6 protein-coding genes are annotated in these 3071 nt (G+C 41.1%); 5 read left to right on the forward strand and 1 reads right to left on the reverse strand.

Annotated features, from left to right (window positions below; translation table 11 throughout):
• Positions 1-34 precede the first annotated feature (34 nt).
• Positions 35-262, reverse strand: a complete 228-nt coding sequence (locus EA14781_RS21950; RefSeq protein WP_001180318.1) for a helix-turn-helix transcriptional regulator — start codon at positions 260-262, stop codon at positions 35-37.
• A 78-nt stretch (positions 263-340) separates the two neighbouring features.
• On the opposite strand from EA14781_RS21950, the gene EA14781_RS21955 reads away from it, so the two are divergent.
• From EA14781_RS21955 to EA14781_RS21975, 5 genes are all read left to right on the forward strand, one after another.
• Positions 341-1048 (forward strand): S24 family peptidase, encoded by a 708-nt coding sequence (locus EA14781_RS21955; protein ID WP_032266376.1) that lies wholly within the window; start codon positions 341-343, stop codon positions 1046-1048.
• A 166-nt stretch (positions 1049-1214) separates the two neighbouring features.
• A complete protein-coding gene (locus EA14781_RS21960; RefSeq protein WP_000189752.1) occupies positions 1215-1577 on the forward strand; it encodes a hypothetical protein in 363 nt (120 codons plus the stop codon).
• Between the two features lie 23 nt (positions 1578-1600).
• Positions 1601-1723, forward strand: a complete 123-nt coding sequence (locus EA14781_RS25935; RefSeq protein ID WP_256204659.1) for a hypothetical protein — start codon at positions 1601-1603, stop codon at positions 1721-1723.
• Between the two features lie 531 nt (positions 1724-2254).
• Complete coding sequence (locus tag EA14781_RS21970; protein ID WP_024164620.1) at positions 2255-2563, forward strand: transcriptional antitermination N peptide; 309 nt, start codon at positions 2255-2257, stop codon at positions 2561-2563.
• A gap of 58 nt (positions 2564-2621) precedes the next feature.
• Positions 2622-3071, forward strand: coding sequence for a hypothetical protein (locus EA14781_RS21975; protein ID WP_000392414.1), 450 nt, complete (start codon positions 2622-2624; stop codon positions 3069-3071).

Below are 3071 nucleotides of genomic sequence, written 5' to 3' on the forward strand. Positions count from 1 at the left end.
GTCGGCGGTGCAGATTGATAAAGAGCGGTGTTACTTATGCAGCCAGAAGGTTCTTTTTACTTATTTCAAGCATTTCGCTTGCTTGATATTTGCCACCAGAAATCTCTTCGATTTTTGAGGCGTATTTCGTTTTCCCAAAAAACTCAGTCTTAGGGAGGAAGCCGTTTTTGAGCCACTTATAGACAGCCCTTTCGCTAACTCCACAAGCCTTCGCAACTTCAGGTATGCCGACACCTTTAATCGGCTCATCAAGATTTTGCATAGGAATACCCATTTCGTACTTTCAGCACGCATTATGATTGAACTGAAAGTTTTTTGCAAGTGCTTTAGTATCGTACTCATGGTTCAGAATGAAAAAGTGCGCAAAGAATTCGCCCAGCGGCTAGCGCAAGCCTGTAAAGAAGCTGGTCTTGATGAACATGGTAGGGGAATGGCTATAGCCCGTGCCCTTTCTCTTTCGTCCAAAGGCGTTAGCAAATGGTTTAATGCTGAGTCTTTACCGCGTCAGGAAAAAATGAATGCGCTTGCGAAATTTCTAAACGTTGATGTTGTTTGGCTTCAGCACGGCACTTCGTTAAATGGAGCGAATGATGAAGATACTCTTTCATTTGTTGGCAAATTAAAAAAAGGGTTAGTGCGCGTGGTTGGTGAGGCAATTCTTGGTGTTGATGGTGCCATCGAGATGACCGAAGAACGCGATGGGTGGCTCAAGATTTATAGCGATGATCCAGATGCCTTTGGTCTTCGTGTGAAAGGAGACAGCATGTGGCCCAGAATAAAATCAGGAGAATATGTACTCATTGAGCCTAACACCAAAGTATTCCCGGGTGATGAGGTGTTTGTCAGAACCATCGAAGGACACAACATGATCAAGATTCTTGGCTATGACAGAGATGGAGAATACCAATTTACAAGCATCAACCAAGACCACAGACCAATAACGTTGCCTTATCATCAAGTAGCAAAGGTGGAGTATGTGGCTGGTATTCTGAAGCAATCTCGCCATCTGGATGACATCGAGGCAAGGGAGTGGCTGAGAAATTATTAATACCAATAGCATAGAGACGAAAATGCGACAGGTTTTAGGTACAAATCATAACCCTATCCACAAACAACGTTGTAAATATACACATAAGACTATTGTAAAAAAAGCTCTATCCCAGTAAATGCGGTTGCAAAATGGGTTGATCGAGCATATATAAGGAGTATAGTTAGTGACCCAAGATGAAACGAATGAATATCTGAAAACCTTAGCATTGGTTCCAAGTGCAGAGGCCTCCGCAGAGGAGAAGCAGATATATAGCGTCAAAAAGGCTGTAATCGGTCTGATTGAATTTGTTACAACCAGTCTTGAAGAGCTTGGAATTGAAGGGTTGCATGAGTTAACCAACCCATCTCTTGACGAATTAGATGCAGAGCTAGAGAAACTTGACCAAAAAGCTGATGCAATCAATGAACTAAACTTAAAGCAAATCATCATATTTGCACAGATTTTAATCAAAAACATAAGAGAAAAGAATCCTGATTTGTGCTCTGAGGGATCAAAACTACTCAAGAGTGCTAAATCGGGTCTTTGACACTTACAGAGCGGAGGATAAACATGTCTAGAACTGAACATATCAAAGATATGCTTAAAAGTGCGGATCGAATCAATCAGATTATTGCTGAAATGAAGCAGAGAAAAGCAGAAATGCTAGCATCAAAGCTTCCAATGGCAGCATAACCAAAAACACCCGCTTCGGCGGGTTTTCTTATTCCCCTAAAAAGATCAAACAACTCCACATTAGCTTTTTTGTGCCCACAGTTTTCTACCTAGCAGTTTTCTTTGCCTCCCGATCCACCATCTAAAAACACATAACCAATTGTATTTATTGAAAAATAAATAGATACAACTTGCTAAACCACGCAATTCTGATCCCTGCCGCATAACCTTCATCCGCAACATTTACAAAAATAAATTTCCTTATATATCAAAATCATATTTCGTAGAGTTAATAAACCACAAACGATTCGTACCAATAGTTCTTGATAATATCGAACTATTAGTTCATCATTATCACCATCAGCAGGACGTTGGAAGCCAAACGGAACAGATTGGCAGGCTCTTTAACTTCGATGGCGCGCTGACAAAGCGCGAACAGATACCAAACGAGATGGGTTTGGCGGTGATGTGAATTGCAGCAGCAACGACAGCAACCAGAAGATCAGCATCTGACTCATCACCACCAAAGCCATTTCACATAAGGAAAATATCATGACGGTAATCGTGTACGGAAAATCAACATTTGCAGGAAATGCCAAAACTCGCCGCCATGAGCGGCGCAGAAAGCTGGCTATCGAGCGTGATGCTATATGCAACATCATCGATTCGATCTTCGACACAGACAGTGAGGAACCTGTTCAGGAAGAGCAGAAAAAGCGTTTAAGTCTTTCTGAAAAAGCAATATCACTCGGAAACCTTCGCTGCAAGAAAGAAGATGAATGCAGTGGAAGTATTTGCCTACCAAACGTAGCTCTTTACGCGGCAGGCTACCGGAAATCCAAACAACTGACAGCAAGATGACTTGTGTTGGTCGCCAGAAAATGAAATTAGGCAGCAAACCACTTATTTGAGGTGATATATGGAAGAACAGGCAAATAAGATTCTCATAGAACTATTGCAAAAAGCCAGTAATGGAATAGACGCGGCTGTCTCATTTAGCCAGGCACAGATTCCTGATGTTGTTCATCAGTTGCTGCTATGGAACATGGTTGACAGTCTGATTAAAACATTAATAGCCATTTTAACAATCCCGCTGGTTTTCTGGTTTATGAAGAAACAGTACCAAAAAGTTGAAATTGGTAAGTTCGATGATGAAGGATGGTCATGGGATAAGGGGAAGACTAAATACAAACCGACTATGATTTGGGAAAGTAACGGTGAGATTAGTTTTCTAATCTTACCATTAGCTGCAGTTTTTGTTCTGTGGGTAAGTTTTATTATTGCTGTAGTAACCAATATGACATGGTTAAAAATTTTGCTGGCTCCAAAGCTTTACCTTATCGAATATGCAGCATCATTGGTTAAGTAA

Origin of the sequence: Escherichia albertii NBRC 107761 = DSM 17582 (assembly GCF_000759775.1) — a bacterium.
In the GTDB taxonomy this organism is placed as follows: Bacteria; Pseudomonadota; Gammaproteobacteria; order Enterobacterales; family Enterobacteriaceae; genus Escherichia; species Escherichia albertii.

Coding starts and splice junctions, on each gene's coding strand:
- EA14781_RS21955 (WP_032266376.1), top strand. CDS start 341: ATGGTTCAGAATGAAAAAGTGCGCAAAGAATTCGCCCAGCGGCTAGCG.
- EA14781_RS21950 (WP_001180318.1), bottom strand. CDS start 262: ATGCAAAATCTTGATGAGCCGATTAAAGGTGTCGGCATACCTGAAGTT.
- EA14781_RS21970 (WP_024164620.1), top strand. CDS start 2,255: ATGACGGTAATCGTGTACGGAAAATCAACATTTGCAGGAAATGCCAAA.
- EA14781_RS21975 (WP_000392414.1), top strand. CDS start 2,622: ATGGAAGAACAGGCAAATAAGATTCTCATAGAACTATTGCAAAAAGCC.
- EA14781_RS25935 (WP_256204659.1), top strand. CDS start 1,601: ATGTCTAGAACTGAACATATCAAAGATATGCTTAAAAGTGCGGATCGA.